10 protein-coding genes are annotated in these 16,102 nt (G+C 70.8%); 2 read left to right on the forward strand and 8 right to left on the reverse strand.

From position 1 onward, the window contains the following. Positions 1 to 73: 73 nt before the first annotated feature. From thrS to E1161_RS23245, 4 genes are all read right to left on the reverse strand, one after another. On the reverse strand, positions 74 to 2,089 hold the full coding sequence (thrS, locus tag E1161_RS23230; RefSeq protein WP_207920366.1) for a threonine--tRNA ligase: 2,016 nt from the start codon (positions 2,087 to 2,089) through the stop codon (positions 74 to 76). A 360-nt stretch (positions 2,090 to 2,449) separates the two neighbouring features. Then, complete coding sequence (locus E1161_RS23235) at positions 2,450 to 4,561, reverse strand: putative bifunctional diguanylate cyclase/phosphodiesterase (RefSeq protein WP_132626758.1); 2,112 nt, start codon at positions 4,559 to 4,561, stop codon at positions 2,450 to 2,452. A 117-nt stretch (positions 4,562 to 4,678) separates the two neighbouring features. After that, positions 4,679 to 5,488 carry an SAM-dependent methyltransferase gene (locus E1161_RS23240; protein ID WP_132626760.1) on the reverse strand — a complete coding sequence of 270 codons (810 nt, stop codon included), beginning with the start codon at positions 5,486 to 5,488 and terminating at the stop codon, positions 4,679 to 4,681. Between the two features lie 186 nt (positions 5,489 to 5,674). Next, positions 5,675 to 7,726, reverse strand: a complete 2,052-nt coding sequence (locus tag E1161_RS23245) for a putative bifunctional diguanylate cyclase/phosphodiesterase (protein ID WP_235875245.1) — start codon at positions 7,724 to 7,726, stop codon at positions 5,675 to 5,677. Between the two features lie 419 nt (positions 7,727 to 8,145). On the opposite strand from E1161_RS23245, the gene E1161_RS23250 reads away from it, so the two are divergent. After that, positions 8,146 to 9,495, forward strand: a complete 1,350-nt coding sequence (locus E1161_RS23250) for an FAD-dependent oxidoreductase (protein ID WP_132626762.1) — start codon at positions 8,146 to 8,148, stop codon at positions 9,493 to 9,495. Positions 9,496 to 9,646: 151 nt separating this feature from the next. Here the strand turns inward: E1161_RS23250 and E1161_RS23255 are convergent, their stop codons facing one another. From E1161_RS23255 to ureA, 4 genes are read right to left on the reverse strand one after another with little or no spacing between them, the layout of a single operon-like run. Continuing rightward, positions 9,647 to 10,945 carry an MFS transporter gene (locus E1161_RS23255; RefSeq protein WP_132626764.1) on the reverse strand — a complete coding sequence of 433 codons (1,299 nt, stop codon included), beginning with the start codon at positions 10,943 to 10,945 and terminating at the stop codon, positions 9,647 to 9,649. Between the two features lie 21 nt (positions 10,946 to 10,966). Continuing rightward, entirely contained in the window at positions 10,967 to 12,595 is a 1,629-nt protein-coding gene (locus tag E1161_RS23260) for an amidohydrolase (RefSeq protein ID WP_132626766.1), read from the reverse strand. A 13-nt stretch (positions 12,596 to 12,608) separates the two neighbouring features. Beyond that, positions 12,609 to 14,282: an urease subunit alpha gene (locus tag E1161_RS23265; protein ID WP_132626768.1), complete on the reverse strand. Its 1,674-nt coding sequence runs from the start codon at positions 14,280 to 14,282 to the stop codon at positions 12,609 to 12,611. Next, complete coding sequence (gene ureA, locus E1161_RS28745; protein ID WP_132626770.1) at positions 14,279 to 14,854, reverse strand: urease subunit gamma; 576 nt, start codon at positions 14,852 to 14,854, stop codon at positions 14,279 to 14,281. The genes E1161_RS23265 and ureA overlap by 4 nt, the downstream gene beginning before the upstream one ends. Positions 14,855 to 14,928: 74 nt before the next feature. Here ureA and E1161_RS23275 point away from each other — a divergent pair, with 74 nt between their 5' ends. Continuing rightward, positions 14,929 to 16,095: a helix-turn-helix domain-containing protein gene (locus tag E1161_RS23275; protein WP_132626772.1), complete on the forward strand. Its 1,167-nt coding sequence runs from the start codon at positions 14,929 to 14,931 to the stop codon at positions 16,093 to 16,095. The last annotated feature ends 7 nt before the right edge of the window (positions 16,096 to 16,102 follow it).

Consider the following 16,102-nt stretch of genomic DNA (forward strand, 5'->3'; position numbering starts at 1 on the left):
GTCCACAGCCGCTGCAGCGCGTCGTCGACCCCCGCACCCTCCTGCCGCGCCAGCTCGACGCCCTCGGGACCGCTCACACCAGACCTGCCCGGAAGTTCTCCGCGTTCGGCGACGCGTTCTCGCGCCGCTGCACCCAGTCGACCAGCGCGGTGACCGCGTCGTCGACCGGGACGCCGTTGATCTGCGAGCCGTCCCGGAACCGGAACGACACCGCGTCTGCCTCGACGTCCTTGCCACCGGCCAGCAGCAGGAACGGGACCTTCATCGTGGTGTGGTTGCGGATCTTCTTCTGCATCCGGTCGTCACTGGTGTCGATGTCGACCCGGATTCCCCTGGCGCGCAGCGCCGCGCGCACCTCCTGCAGGTGCTCGACGTGCTCGTCGGCGATCGGGATGCCCACCGCCTGCACCGGCGACAGCCACGCCGGGAACGCGCCCGCGTAGTGCTCGGTGAGCACGCCGAAGAAGCGCTCGATGGAGCCGAACAGCGCGCGGTGGATCTTGATCGGCCGCTGCTTGCCGCCGTCCGGGCCGGTGTACTCCAAGTTGAACAGCTCGGGCAGGTGGTAGTCGACCTGGATGGTCGACATCTGCCAGCTGCGGCCCAGCGCGTCCTTGGCCTGAACGGAGATCTTCGGGCCGTAGAAGGCCGCGCCGCCCGGGTCGGGGACGAGCTCCAGCCCGGAGGACTCGGCCGCCTCGCGCAGCGCTTCGGTGGCGACCTCCCAGCTCTCGTCGTCGCCGACGTACTTCTCCTCGTTGCGCGTGGACAGCTCGAGGTAGAAGTCGTCGAGGCCGTAGTCGCGCAGCAAGTCCAGCACGAAGCCCAGCAGCGACTTGAGCTCGTCCTGCAGCTGGTCGGGCATGCAGTAGATGTGCGCGTCGTCCTGGGTCATCCCGCGCACCCGGGTCAGACCGTGCACCACGCCGGACTTCTCGTAGCGGTAGACCGACCCGAACTCGAACAGCCGCAGCGGCAGCTCGCGGTAGGAACGACCGCGCGAGCGGAAGATCAGGTTGTGGAACGGGCAGTTCATCGGCTTGAGGTAGTAGTCCACCCCGGGTTTGCGCAGCTCACCGTTGGCGTCGCGCTCCTCGTCGAGGTGCATGGCCGGGAACATGCCGTCCTTGTACCAGTCGAGGTGACCGGAGGTCTTGAACAGCGTCTCCTTGGTGATGTGCGGGGTGTTGACGAACTCGTAGTCCGCCTCCTCGTGCCGCTTGCGGGAGTAGTCCTCCAGCTCGCGGCGGATGATGCCGCCCTTGGGGTGGAACACCGGCAGGCCGGAGCCGATCTCGTCCGGGAAGGAGAACAGGTCCAGCTCGGCGCCGAGGCGGCGGTGGTCGCGGCGCTCGGCCTCGGCGATCCACTCCAGGTGCTCGTCGAGCTTCTCCTTGGACTCCCACGCGGTGCCGTAGACGCGCTGGAGCTGCTGCTTGCTCTGATCGCCGCGCCAGTAGGCGGCGGCCACCCGCATCAGCTTGAACGCCGGGATGAACCGGGTGTGCGGCACGTGCGGGCCGCGGCACAGGTCGCCCCAGACGCGCTCGCCGTGCCGGTCGATGTTGTCGTAGACGGTCAGCTCACCGCCGCCGACCTCCATGATCTCGGAAGTGTCCACATCAGACTTGATGTCGACCAGTTCCAGCTTGTACGGCTCGTTCGCCAGCTCTTCCTCGGCGGCCTCGACGGAGTCCAGGCGGCGGCGGGAGAACTTCTGGCCGGACTTGAGGATCTGCTTCATGCGCTTCTCCAGCGCCTGCAGGTCCTCCGGGGTGAACGGCTTGTCGACGTCGAAGTCGTAGTAGAAGCCGTCCTTGACCGGCGGGCCGATGCCCAGCTTGGCGTCCGGGAACAGGTTCTGCACCGCCTGCGCGAGCACGTGCGCAGCGGAGTGGCGGATGACGCTGCGACCGTCCTCGGTCTCAGCGGCGACCGCCTCGACCTCGACGTCGGACTCCGGCGCCCAGTCCAGGTCGCGCAGCGCGCCCTCGGCGTCGCGGACCACCACGACCGCGTCCGGGCCCTTCGACGGCAGCCCCGCCTCGACGACGGCCGCACCCGCGGTAGTGCCCGCCGGAACCTTCACCCGGGGTGCGTGCTGGGCGTGGGAAGGCTGTACGGACACGATCACTCCTAGACTGGGCCGGTTCACCGGCGCGGACACGCTTCGCCACCCGATGCTATCGGGGGCCACCAATCCATTAACGCCCAGCCCACGCCCTTGATGAGGGTTCCGGTGGTCACCTCGCTCGGCTGCGCGGGTGGCGGAAACCCCCGCACGGGGCGCAGCGGCCCGCCGGCTCCGTGAGCCGCAACTCGTGCGTGCCCACGCACGGCGTTGCGGCTTTGCTCACCAGAGAACCGCTGAGAGATCACGGTGAACGCGACGGCACAGCGGTGCCGGCTGCACGGGTGGTCTTCGCGGCTCGCGGCCACGCCGCTCCGCTCACCCCGGCTCGGCGATGAGCTCCTCCAGCTCCAGGGCGGACACCCGCTCACCAGCGAACGCCCCGATCGCCGAGCACACGCCCAGGGCTTGCAGCCGCTCGGCCTGCAGCTCGTCGTGGACACCGCCGGCGACCACCGGCAGGTCCATCAGCTTGGCCGCTCCGGCCGCCGCGCCGAGCAGGTACTCGTCCAGCGGATCGGGTCCTTCGGGGTCGGCGAACCCGTCCAGGTGCGGACCGTCGATGCGCACTGCGAACAGCGGCAGGCCGCGCAGCCGGGCCACGCGCGTGTAGTCGTCGCCGAACTGGTAGACGACCAGCCGGATGCCCATCTCGGCGAAGATCTCCACGGTGTCCACCGGGTCGCCCTGGTGGTCGAACAACGCCGACTCCGGCATGCCCAGCGCCAGCGACTGCGCGGGCAGGCCAGTCTCTCGCAGGATGCGCTGCACGTCGTTGACCAGCTCGGGGTCGCGGCAGTGCCGGTGGGAGAGGTTCATCGCCGCGACCGGGGCGCGCTCGCCGAAGCGCTCCGTCCAGCGAGCCGCGTGCCTGCACACCTCCCCCAACGCCCAGCTGCCGAGCCGGGTGATCAGCCCGGTCTCCTCGGCCAGGTCCAGGAACGACTCCTGCCCCAGCTCGCCGAACTCCGGGTGGTCCCAGCGGATGTCCGCCGCCGCGGCGAACAGCGAGCCGTCGTGCAGCAGCCTCGTCGGCTCGTACTCGATGAACAGCTCCCCCTGCTCCAGGGCGGCGGGGAGGGCCGCGGAGAGCCTGAAGCGGTCGCGGGCCTCCGCGTTGAGCGCGGCGTCGAAGAGCACCCACTGGGCGCGGCCGTCCTGCTTGGCCCGGTAGAGGGTGATGTCGGCGTCGCGCAGCAGCGACTCGGCATCGGTGCCGACCACCGGGCGTTCGACGACGCCGACGCTGGCCGACGCCGACAGCTCGTGCGCGCCGATGCGGACCGGCCGGGTGACCTCGGCGAGCATCTTCTCCACCTGCCCGATCAGTCCGGCGGCGCCGTCGGTGTCGGGCACCAGCACCACGAACTCGTCACCGCCCATCCGCGCGGCCAGCGCGCCGAACTCGGCTGTCAGGGCTTGCAAGCGCTGCGCGACCGCGCGCAGCAGCTGGTCGCCGACCGGGTGCCCGAGGCTGTCGTTGACGGCCTTGAAGCCATCGAGGTCGAAGAAGCACAGCCCGACCCGACGACCTGGCGCGGACGGTTCCAGCGCGTATTCCATGCTGGTCTGCAGCTGGGTGCGGTTGGGCAGCCCGGTCAGCGGGTCGTGCACGGCCTGGCGGCGGAACTGCTCCTGGAGCATGTGCCGATCGGTGATGTCCTCGTAGAGCATCACCAGGTAGTCGGGCGCCTCGTTGGCGTCGCGCACCAGCGACGCCGACAGCTGGGTCCAGATGTGCGAGCCGTGCTGCTCGGTGAAGCGGATCTCCAGCTGGTAGCGGTCGACCTCGCCGCGAACCAGGTCGGCGTTGGCGGCCGAGAGCTCGCCGATCCACGACGTGTCGGCCAGGTCGAAGATCGTCCGGCCCACCAGCGACTCGGAGCCGAGCCGGAAGATCCTGTTCATGGAGGGGTTGATCTGGTCGATGACGCCGTCGAGGGTGACGATCGCGATGCCGAGGGCGGAAGAGAGCAACACCGCCCGCGACCGCGCCTCGGACGCCCGCAGCGCCTCCTCGGCGGCGTCCCGGGCCTCGAGCACGGACTGCTTGATGATCTCCTGCTCGTCGAGGGTCCGCTTGCGCAGCGCCCCGGCGAAGCCCGATCCGACCGCGCCGAGGACGTCGACCAGCCGGGCCTGATCCACCTCGCGGTGGGCCGGGAGCGCGGAAGCCAGGTGGTTGAGCGTCCTGTGCACGACGACAGGGTTGGTGAAGTGCACGTCGACGAGGCGCACACCGACCTGGCGCGCGGGCTCCAGAGGGCCGTCGCAGGCGGCGAGCACGTCCTCGAAGCACTTCGCCAGGAACGCCTCGATCTCGGGACGACCCATCGCCACGTAGCTGGTGTGGATGATCTCGCGCGTCCACTGCGCGACCACGTGACGACGTTCGACCTCCGCGTCGGAGGCTCCCTCGGATTCACGCATTGCCCACACCTCCTGCCCGGCGTCGCCGGTCGCATCGCACCCATGTCCTGGTCCGGACGGGGTGAAGTCGGTGATCAGTTCGGCGATCCCACCACGACCTCGCACGACGACGGGCGCTCAGACCTTGCGGCCCACCAGGCCGTAGACGATGGTCTCCTCCGGGTGGTCGCCGACGTCCTCGGGCGAGTCCGGGTGCCACTCGGAAACGTAGACCACTCCGGGATCGACGAGTTCGAAGTCGGAGACCAGCTCGGCGACCTCGGCGCGGGTCCGCAGGGTGACCGGGTTGGTGCTGTTCTCGTAGAGCTTGACCAGGCCCTGCACACCTTCCGGGAATTCCTCCCCGGTGACGTGCGAGAAACCCAGGTAGCTCCCGGGGGCGAGCTTGTCGTAGTACTGGCCGATGATCTCGCGCGGCTTGGCGCTCTCGGGCACGAAGTGCACCAGCGCCACCATCATCACCGCGACCGGTTGCGAGAAGTCCAGCAGCCGTTGGGTTTCCGGGGACTCCAGGACACCCTCGACGTCGAGCAGGTCGGCCTGCACGATCGTGGCGTTGTCGTTGCCCTCGAGGATCGAGCGGCTGTGCGCGACCGCGACCGGCTCGTTGTCCACGTAGACCACGCGGGCCTGCGGGTCCACGGCTTGCACGATCTCGTGCACGTTGCCTGCGGTCGGGATTCCCGATCCGATGTCGAGGAACTGCCGGATGCCCCGGTCGAGGCAGTAGCGCACCGCGCGGCGCAGGAACGCGCGGTTGTTCAGCGCGACCTCCTTGACATTGGGCATCGCTTCCAAGACCTTGTTCCCGAGTTCGCGGTCCACGGCGAAGTTGTGGGCGCCGCCCAAGTAGAAGTCGTAGCAGCGGGCAGCACTGGGCTTGTCCAGGTCGACGCCCTCGGCCAGCCAATCGGGTCGCTGCTCCATAGAATTCAGCCTCCTGCACTCGGTTTGGTCGTTCCGGCACCCGAAACGAAGATCGAGAAGGCCATCGTAGGTGTCACGCCTCGCGCTCGACCAAGCACCCGGAGCATGGTCCTCCACATCGCTCCCGTGCTCAGCTTTTCCGAAGGATCCGCCGAGGAATTCGCGTTTTCCAGCCTCATCGGCCCACTACGCGCCGCCCACGAGCTCGACGACCTCCGTCGCCGAAACCCGATCGCTGACATGCGGCCCCTGGATCAGAGCAACACCGATCTCCCCCAACCGGTGGGCCTGCTCCGCACTCGTCACACCGGTGGCCAGCACCGGCAGGTCCATCAACCGCGCCGCGCCGACCGCGCTGCGCACCAGGTACTCGCTCAGCGGCTCCGGGCCGTCGGGATCGGCCAACCCCCGGATGTGCGGCCCGTCGATGAGCACCCCGGCCAGCGGCAGGTCCTTGAGCCGGTCCACCCGGGTGTAGTCCGAGCCGAACTCGTGCACGAACAACCGGATTCCCATCTCCGCGAAGATCTCGACGGTGTCCACCGCATCGCCCTGGTAGTCGAACAGCGCCGACTCCGGCAGGCACAGCACCAGCGACTCCGCGGGAAGCCCGGTGGTATCCAACGCCTCCCGCAGATCGCGGACCAGCTCTGGATCGCGGCAGTGCCGGGCCGACAGCGTCACCGCCAGCAGCGGCGCGTGCTCCCCGAGCTCGCGCACCCACCGCGCCGCGTGCCTGCCGGCCTGCTCCAGGGTCCAGCCGCCCAGCCGGGTGATCAGGCCGGTTTCCTCGGCGAGGCCGAAGAAGCGGTTCGACCCCAGTTCGCCGAACTCGTCGTGGTCCCAGCGCACGTTGGCCATCACGGCGAGGACGTCGCCGGTCTCCGCGTCGGCGACCGGGTCGTACTCCACGAACAGCTCGTTCTTCTCCAGGGCCGAGGGCAGTGCCGCCGACAGCCGGAAGTTCTCGTGCGCCACCGCGTTTCGCTCGGCGTCGAAGAGCACCCACAGCGCGCGGCCGTCGCGCTTGGCCCGGAACAGCGTGATGTCGGCGTCGCGCAGCAGCGAACCGGTGTCGGTGCCGACCACCTCGCGCTCGACGATCCCGGCGCTGGCCGAGGCGGCGAGCTCGTGCGCGCCGATCCACATCGGCTTGGTGACCTCGCGCAGCAACCGCTCGACCAGTTCGGTCACCCGGGCGGCGTCGTAGGAGTCGGGGATGACCATGGCGAACTCGTCGCCGCCGATGCGCGCGACCACGGCGCTCTCCTGCGCGGCCAGGGATTGCAGCCGGCGGGCGACCTCACGCAGCACCCGGTCGCCGATGGCGTGGCCGAGGCTGTCGTTGACGGCCTTGAAGCCGTCCAGGTCGAACAGGCACAGGGCGACGCGGCGGCCTGGGTAGACCGGGGTGAGCGCGGCGTCGACGCAGGATTCGAGCTGGGCGCGGTTGGCCAACCCGGTCAGCGGGTCCTGGACGGCCTGGCGGCGGAACTGCTCCTGGAGCATGTGCCGATCGGTGATGTCCTCGTAGAACACCACCAGGTGGTCGGGCTCGCCCCGGTCGTTCCGGACCAGCGAGGCAGTCATCCGGGTCCACACCTGGGCGCCGTCGGTGGTGGTGGAGCGGGCATCGAGGTTCACCCGCTCGCTCGCACCGTCCGCGAGGCCTGCGAGCGCACCGGTGAGCTCGGGCCGCCACCGGTCGTCGACCAGCGCCAGCACCGAGGAACCGGTCAGCTCGTCCTCGGTGAGGCCGAACATGCGGCGCAGGGCTTCGTTGGTCTCCTCGATCACACCCGTGGTGCTGACCGCGGCGACTCCCATCGTGGAGGTGTGGAACAGCGCACGCGAGCGCGCGGGGAGGTCTCGGCTCGCTGGCTCGACCGAGCCACTGCCGGCGCGGAGCTCCTCGGCGAAGCCCGCGGCGAGGTGACCGAGCGCCGCCACCATCCGGTCCGCCGGAACCTGGGGCAGCAGCCCGGGCAGCTCGGCGGCCAGCAGCTTCAGGGTGCCGGGCAGGACCATGGGGTTGTCAGCGTGCAGCGGCAGCAACGCCGCGCCCGCGTTGGCCGCCTCGCCCGCTCGGTCCGGGCAGGCCAGTTCGCCGAGCAGGTGCTCCAGGCAGGTGCTCAGCAGGTCCTCGACGTCACCGCGGCGCAGCGGCGCGTAGCTGTTGGGCGCGATCTCGCGCTTCCACCGCTGGATGAGCTCGTGGCGTTCCACCCTGGTGATCACGGTTCGACTCCGTCGGCGCTCCGGTGCGGCGTTCGACGCACTCGCCCACCCTGTCTCGACATTTTGGACACCGCGTGTAACCGGCCCTGCAGGTAGAACACCGACGCGGTTGATCAGGGGCCGATCCTACTGTCACGCACCGCGTCCGGTCACGTACTCACCGCTGAACATTCGAGCCCGCACTGCCCCTTCTGCGCGGCCGGGGTCGCCGAAATGATCTTGACCGGCCGGGTTCGCGGAGGTGGTGGGCGAGATCAGTTATGAGCATTGTCACCAGCCCGCATCGCGGGATCGGGGGTAAGGGCTTCCTAAGCTGGTAGGGATTCCGCGCATGGCCCAGGCCCGGTCCACTTCGGGTCCGCTGCCACGCGGCTTCGCAGTCGAGCGCGCCGAGCCAGGCGCACCCAGGAGGAGAGTGCATGACCCGCCCGTTGCGAGTCGCCATCGTCGGGGCCGGCCCGGCCGGCGTTTACGCCGCCGACATCCTGACCAAGTCCGAGACCCCGGTCGAGATCGACCTGCTGGACCGGATGCCGGCACCCTATGGGCTGATCCGCTACGGCGTGGCGCCCGACCACCCGCGCATCAAGGGCATCATCAACGCGCTTCAGCGCGTGATGGAGAAGCCCGAGATCCGCTTCCTCGGCCACGTCGAGTACGGCGTGGACGTCAAGCTCGAAGACCTGCAGCGCTACTACGACGCGGTGATCTTCTCGACCGGCGCCGACCAGGACCGCCCGCTGGACATCCCGGGCATCGACCTGCCGCACAGCTACGGCGCCGCCGAGTTCGTCTACTGGTACGACGGCTACCCCGAGGCGCCGCGCGACTGGACGCTCGACGGCGAGCAGGTCGCGGTCATCGGCGCGGGCAACGTCGCGCTGGACGTGGCAAGGGTGCTGGCCAAGCAGGCAGACGACCTGCTCAGCACCGAGATCCCGGACAACGTCTACCAGGGCCTGGCCAAGTCGACGGTCACCGACGTGCACCTGTTCGCGCGCCGCGGCCCGGCTCAGGCCAAGTTCACCCCGCTGGAACTGCGCGAGCTCGACCACCAGGACGAGGTCGAGATCATCGTGCACCCGGAGGGCTTCGAGCTCGACGAGGCCAGCGAAGAGCAGATCCGGACCAACAACCAGGTCAAGACCATCGTCAAGACCCTGCAGGACTGGGCGCTGCGCGATCCGAAGAACGACACCAAGCGCCGCCTGCACCTGCACTTCCTGCGCGCCCCGGTCGAGGTGACCGGCACCGACCGCGTGGAGGGCTTCAAGGTCGAGGTCATGGAGCTCACCGGCGATGGCAACGTGCGCGGCACCGGCGAGTACGAGACCTACCCGGCCCAGCAGGTCTACCGCGCCGTCGGCTACCTCAGCTCGCCGGTCGCCGACCTGCCCTTCGACACCAAGAAGGGCACGGTGCCCAACGAGGGAGGTCGCGTGCTGGACCTCGACGGTGAGCACATCCCCGGCGTCTACACGACCGGATGGATCAAGCGCGGCCCCGTGGGCCTGATCGGCCACACCAAGGGCGACGCCCTGGAGACGATCAACAACCTGCTCGCCGACCTCGACCAGATCCCCAAGGCCGAGCAGCCCGACTCCGACAGCATCATCAACGTGCTGGAGGAGCGCGGCATCGAGTACACGACCTGGGACGGCTGGACCCGCCTGGACGCCCACGAGAAGTCCCTCGGCGAACCCCACGGCCGCGAGCGCATCAAGGTCGTCGCCCGGGACGAGATGGTCAAGATCTCCCGAGCGGACTGACCACCTCCCGCACAGCACCAGGAACGCCCCTGCGCCACCCGAGCGCGGGGGCGTTCCTGATTGCGGCGGCAATCCGGGTTCTTCACTGGACACCGCCGCGATCGAGGGCTGATCGCGGCGGTGTTCGGGGTGGTGGTCGGTGGGGGGCGGGTCAGGTTCGTGTTTGGGTCCGGGTGGCTCGGTGGCCGAGGAGGCCTCCAGCTGCGGTGATGAGGGCCAGCAGGAGCAGCAGGGCTGCTGCCGACCAGGATTGCTGGCCGCTGGCGATGAGCAGGGCGCTGGCGGCCAGCGGGACGAAGCCGCTGATCAGGCCGCTGAGGTTGGAGGAGATCGCGACGCCGCTGTAGCGCAGGTGCACCGGGAACAGCCCGGCCAGCAGCGAACCCGACACCGCGTACGGGATCGACAGGCAGTTGATGCCCAGCGTCACCGCGAGGATCACCAGCACCGGGTCGCGCGTGTCGATCATCCAGAACACCGGGAACGCCACCAGCGCGGACAGGACCCCGCCCCACAGGCAGACCTTGCCGGGGCTGAACCGGTCGGCCAGCCTGCCGCCGAAGATCAGCGTCACGACCTCGGCCGCCGCGGCGAACAAGGTCGCACCCAGCATCAGCGACTTCGGCAGTCCCAGCTGCCCGGAGCCGTAGCTGATCACGAACGTGGTCAGCAGGTAGAAGCCGCCGATGCCGATCAGCGACGCCGCGATGCCGATCAGCACCTGCCGCCAGGCGGTGCGGAACAGCTCCACCGCGGGCACCGAGGCTTGATCGTGCTCGGCGAGCACCTGCTCGAACAGCGGCGACTCCCCGACCCGACGCCGCAGGTACAGCGCGACGCCGAGCAGCGGGAAGGCCGCCAGGAACGGCAGCCGCCAGCCCCACGAGTCGAACGACTCGTCGGGCAGCATCGCCACCAGGTAGAACCCGCCCGAGGACAGCAGCGTGCCGATCGGCGAACCGATCTGCGGCAGCGCCGCGAACCGCCCGCGCTGCTCCGGCGGCGCGTGCTCCACGGCGAGCGTGACGGCGCCGCCCCACTCACCGCCGACCGCGATGCCCTGCAGCACCCGCAGCGCGGTCAGCAGCAGCGGTGCGGCCAGACCGATGGCCATGAAGTCCGGCAGCAGACCGATGGCCCCGGTGACCACGCTGATCAGCGTGACCGTGATGAGCAGGCTGCGCCTGCGCCCGATGCGGTCGCCGAGGTGGCCGAACACCACCGCGCCGAGCGGCCGCGCGAGGAAACCGATCGCGAACGAGGCGAAGGCGGCCAGCGTGGCCACCGCCGGGTCCTCGGTCGCGAAGTACAGCCGGTCGAACACGATCGACGCGGCCGTGCCGTAGAGGAAGTAGTCGTACCACTCCAGGGCGGTGCCGACGAAAGCGGCGAACGCGACCTTGCGCGCCTCCGCGGGGTCGGTGCGTGGCGTGCTCGCTGTTTCGGTCACGGGGCCTCCCGGTGTGCCGGATCAGGTGGGGACTTCTGCGAACTCGTCCACTCCGTGCACCGCGCGGCCGGCGACGAACGTGGCGCGCACGTCGATGTCGCCGATCTCCGAGACGGGCACGGTGGTCGGGTCGGCGTCGAGCAGCACGAGGTCGGCGAACATGCCCGCGGCGATCTGGCCGCGCTGCTGCTCCTGACCGGCCGCCCACGCCGCGTGGGTGGTGTAGGCGCGCAGCGCCTCGACGGCGTCGACCCGCTCGTCGGGGGCGAGCACGCGCCCGGCCTTGGTGGTGCGGTCGACCATCGCGCGCATCCCCAGCAGCGGCGCTCCGCTGGACACGCACGGACGGTCCGAGCTCCCGGGCACCACCAGGCCGGCGTCCAGGAAGGACCGGTGCCGGTAGAGCCAGGACTCGCGCTCCTCGCCCACCGCTCCGATCATGGTGTCGCCGATCTCGTAGAGGAACCGCGACTGCGGCACCGGGATGACACCCAGCGCGGCCATCCGGGAGAGCTGGTCGGGGCGCACCATCGCCGAGTGCTCGATGCGGTGCCGCGCGTCCGGTCGCGGAACCTCGCGCTGCGCCTGCTCGAACGCCTCCAGCGTCAGGTCGATGGCGCGATCGCCGATGGCGTGCGCGGCGACCCGCCAACCTCCCCGGTGCGCGGTGCGGATCCGCTCGCGCAGCACGTCCGGGTCGTCGCCGAGCACGCCGTGGCCGCCGTGGCCGTGGAAGGGGTCGGTGACCGCGGCGGTGCGGCTGGACAGCGCGCCGTCGGTGAAGATCTTCATCGGCCCGATGCGCAGGAAGTCGTCACCGAAACCGCTGCGCAGGCCCAGGTCCAGGCCGAAGGCGTCCGGACCGACCTCATGCAGCACCTCGTTGGCGGGCATCAGCTCCACGCGCAGCGGCAGCTCCCCCCGCTGCCGCGCCAGCTGGTACGCGGCGGCCTCAGCCGGGCTGTGCCCGATCCAGCCGCCGCCGATGCCCGCTTCGGTGACGTGCGTGAGCCCTTCGGCCGCGTAGCGCTTCGCGGCGCGGCCGATCGCCGCCACCAGCTCCTCGACCGGGTAGGGCTTGACCAGCGCGTCGACCAGTTGCTGCGCCTGCTCGGCGAGCAGACCGGTCGGCGCTCCCTCCGCGTCGTGCTCGACCACGCCGCCCTCGGGGACGCGGACCGAGCCGTCCAGAACCCCTGCCTTGGCCAGGATTTCGGTGCTGGCCACGCACATGTGGGCCGAGCGGTGCTTGAGCCACACCGGCCTGCCGCCGCCCGCCCTGTCGAGCGCGGCGCGGTCCGGGTGCCCGCCGATGGCGTAGTCGTCGTAACCGGACCCGATCACCCAACCGTCGGAGGGCAGTTCGGCGGCCTCGGCGGCGACCAGGTCGTAGAGCTCCTCGGCTGAGCGGCATCCGGAGAGGTCGAGTTCGGCGAGCGAGAGCCCGTACCAGACCATGTGGTTGTGCGAGTCGGCGAAACCGGGCGTCACGACCGCGCCGCCGCCGTCGATCACCTGCCGCGCGGGCAGGTCTGCGATCTCCTCGTCCACCCCGACGATCCGCCCGCCGAGCACTCCGATGGTGTGCGCGGTGGGGTGGTGCGGGTTCATGGTCAGCGCGCGGACGTCGCGCAGCAGCAGGTCCAGCACTTCGTTCCTCTCCTCAGCCCAGGTGGTGCGTGCGGGTCAGCGGCAGCGTTGCCGCGCGGTGCACGTCGATCTCCGCACCGTCGACCGACACCGGACCCGGTTCGCGCGGGACTTCCACGCGCGGGGTCGCGGTGTTGCGCACCATGTCCGCCCTGGTCAGCCCCCTGCTGTCGCGCACGGAGGCGTAGTTCGGGCCGCTGGGCAGGAGCGCGCGGTCGGCGGCGTCGGCGACGAACACCGTGGACAGCCTGCGGGGGGCGGCGCCGAGTCCGCCGAAGAAGGGGCGCATGACCCTCGGTTGGGTGAGCCGGGTGGATCCGGAGCCCGAGCCGCTGGCACCCCATGCGACGAACCCGGACTTGATTACCAGGTCGGGCTCGGCGCCGAACCAGGCCGGCTGCCACAGCACGATGTCGGCGAGCCTGCCCGGCAGCAGCGATCCGACCTCGTGCGCCATGCCGTGGGCGATCGCCGGGTTGAGGGTGATCTTGGCGAGGTAGCGCAGCACCCGCTCGTTGTCGGCGTGCTCGGGCCCGGCCTCGCCAGCGAGGGCGGCCTGCACGTGCGCGAGCTGCCAGGTGCGGCGGGCGGTTTCGGCGATGCGACCCATGCCCATCGAGTCGGAGTTGACGATGCTGATCGCCCCGGAGTCGTGCAGCGCGTTCTCGGCGGCGATGCCGTGCTCGCGAACCCTGCTTCCCGCGATGCTCTTGTCGCTGTCCACCATGGAGTGTCCCTTGTGGACTGTCATGGTCATCGGGAACAGCTCGGCGACCGTCGCCCGGGTCAGCGGCAGCGTCGGGGTGGTCGAGGAGGTCAGCACGTGCGGGCTGCTCACGACCTCCAGCAGGTCGGGGTGCCCGCCGCCGCCCTCGACGTGGTAGGCGTGCACCGTGCGACCTCGCGTGGCGTCGAGGGTGTCGGCGAGGAACCCGGACTCGTTGAGCGTGTCGGTGTGCAGCGCGACCGGCAGGTCCGCCTGATCGGCCACGCCCAGGCAGGTGTCCACGATGTGCGGGGTGGCGCCCCAGTCCTCGTGGATCTTGAACCCGCCTGCGCCGGACAGGACCGCCCGTTCCAGCAGGTCGTTCGACGACGACGATCCGCGCGCCAGGAACGCGACGTTGATCGGCACGTCCCGCCACGCCTCGATCATCGAGTGCAGGTTGTGGGCCGGGTTCGCGCCGACGTCCCACACCCCGCCCATGCCCATGCCCACCAGCGAGGTCACCCCGGCCGCCAGCGCGGCGGGCACCACCTCGGGGCTGGACAGGTGCACGTGCGAGTCGACCACACCGGGCGTGGCGATCAAGCCGTCACCGGTGATCATCGCGGTGTGCGAGTCGACGACCAGCTCCACGCCGTCCCCGGCCTCCGGGTTGCCCGCGCGGCCGACGCCGACGACGCGTCCTCCCTTGATCCCGATGTTGGTCTTGCGCACGCCCAGCACCGGGTCCAGCAGCAGCACTCCGAGGACCACCATGTCCAGCGCGCTGTCCCGGCCGGCCTTCGGCGCGACGAGCAGCCCGTCGCGGGCGGTCTTGGCGCAGCCGCCCAGCATCTCCTCGCCGGGCTCGGTGTCGTCGTCCTCGACGCGCACCCACAGGTCGGTGTCGGCCAGCCGCACCAGGTCACCCGTGGTCGGTCCGTACAGCGCCGCGTAGCGCTCCCGGGACAGGCTGGTCATCGTCGGCCTCCCATCGCCACGAGGACGAGTTCCTTGCGCTCCCCCGCATCCAGGCGGACCGCCGTACCCGCGGGCACCGCCAGCCGGAAACCGGCGAGCTCGGCGTCGCTGCGCACCGCCGGGTTGAGCTGGTCGAGCGGGAAGTGGGAGGAGATCCACACCGGGCGCTCACCGGTGTTGTGCAGCCACGCCGTCCGCCGCTCGCGGCCGGCGGCCAACTCGACCTCGCCGTCGGCGGCACGCACCGCACCCGGCGCGTCCGGACCGGGCGGGCCGAACGGCTGCGGCACGTGCACCAGCGAACTGCCGTGCGGGAACAGCGCCTCGACCTGGATCACCGGGACGGCGGCGGGAACCCCCGGACGGACCTGGTCGGCGGTCAGCAGCGCGCCCGCGCGCCGCACGACCTCGTCGATGTCCACGCCGTCCCAGGCGAGTTCGCAGACCACGTCGCACACGTAGGCCACGGCATCGGGTGCGCCGAGCAGCGCGCCGCGCGCCAGCCTGCGGCGGGCCAGCTCCGCGGCGGTGAACAGGTTCAGCCGCTCCTGCTCGCGGGGCGTCAAGTGCATGAGAGCACAGTCCTCTGGTCACCGGCCCAGCACAATGATGGATCCACGCCATCTGATCGCTCTAGGTTGGGCGGATGCACACTTCGCCTTACGAGCCGGTCACACCCGACGGGCCGTTGCGCAGGCTGGTGCACTCCTGCCTGGACGATCTCGACGAGCTGGTCGCGGTGTTCCTGGCGGAGCTGCGCTCGATGGAGCCCTACGCCAGCGACGCCGTGCCGTGGGCGGAGCTGCGCGAGCACGCCGAGGGGAGCATGGAGCTGCTGCTGCGGCTGGCCGGAGGACTGGCGGTGCCCGACCGGCTGGCCGACCTGTGCGAGCGCATCGGGCGCAGCCGCGCGCAGACGGGCGTCCCGCTGGAGGTGCTGCTGCACGCGGTGCGCGTCGACTTCCGGGTGCTCTGGGACGCCTTCGCGCGCCGGGTGTCCGAGGACGAGCTGCCCTCGCTGGTGCGCAGCGCCTCGCGGGTGTGGGCCGCCGTCGACCACCACACCACCCGCATCCACCTGGCCTACCTGTCGGAAGCCGCGGTGCTGGCCCGCGAGCAGGAGCACGAGCGCGCCCAGCTGGTGGCGCGGCTGCTGGTCACCGACGCCCGCGATCCGCAGGTGGTCGCGCAGGTCGCCACGGCGCTCGACGTCTCCGCCGACGCGGACTTCGCGGTGGCCGCCGCCCCGCAGCCCGCCACCCGGCCGCTGCGCGATGCGGCCGACGAGCTGTCGGCGCGGGGGATCTCGGTGCACCTGCAGGACGTCGACCGGCGGCCGGTGCTCATCGCTGAGCTGCCCGCCGGTGTCACCGCGGTGCCGCAGCGCTGGCTGCAGGAGGTCCCGTGCGGTCTCGCGCCCGTGGCGCGCACGCTGGCGGGCGTGCCTCGCGCAGTGCGCATCGCCGCCGAGCTGGCCGGAACCGGCGCGGCCGAGGCGGGCCCGCGCGCGCTGCCAGACGTCTGGTCGTCGGTGGTGGCGGGGAGGCTGGGCGAGCTGGGCGACGCGCTGGCCACCGAGGTGTTCGGCCGGATGCGCGGCATCGGCGCGGGCGAGCGCTCCCGGCTGCTGGAAACCGCAGGGGCCTACCTGCGCACCGGATCGGCCGGTGCGGTGGCCGGTGACCTGTACTGCCACCGCAACACCGTGCTCAACCGGCTACGACGCATAGACGAGCTCACCGGCTGCGATCTCACCCGTCCTGAACAAGCGGCCCTGTTCACCGTGGCGCGCGCCTGCGACCCGAGTGCGTGATCCCGGA

Source organism: Saccharopolyspora aridisoli (genome assembly GCF_004348445.1).
Taxonomy (GTDB): Bacteria; Actinomycetota; Actinomycetes; order Mycobacteriales; family Pseudonocardiaceae; genus Saccharopolyspora; species Saccharopolyspora aridisoli.